This is a genomic window from Vibrio fujianensis (assembly GCF_002749895.1).
Classification (GTDB): domain Bacteria; phylum Pseudomonadota; class Gammaproteobacteria; order Enterobacterales; family Vibrionaceae; genus Vibrio; species Vibrio fujianensis.
The window spans coordinates 306,033-306,269 of the sequence record NZ_NBUS01000040.1 but is presented as its reverse complement, the minus strand read 5'-3'; the positions used below and the strand labels follow the sequence as shown (position 1 = coordinate 306,269).

The window sequence follows — 237 nt, the reverse complement described above, 5'->3', positions numbered from 1 at the left end:
AAGCCAACGTTGTGTTTTGGGAAACTCGTTCACATTACGGTTTAAGAATACAATCAACGCTCGATCAAGCTCTTGCCAAGACTCATCCTCTCGCCGCTCGATCACATCAAACTCATTATCGCCCAGCTTCACCCAACCCAATGAAAAACCATCTCGTCTTAAGCCAAGCTGAAGTTGACTCCAAATTGAAGAGGAATAATCGCTGTACATCGTCATCACTGCCGGTTGATCGGCATC

At 46.0% G+C, this 237-nt stretch carries 1 pseudogene; it reads right to left on the bottom strand.

The features are described 5' to 3' along the window. Positions 1 to 237: pseudogene (locus B7C60_RS07255) on the bottom strand (hypothetical protein); the annotation flags it as partial.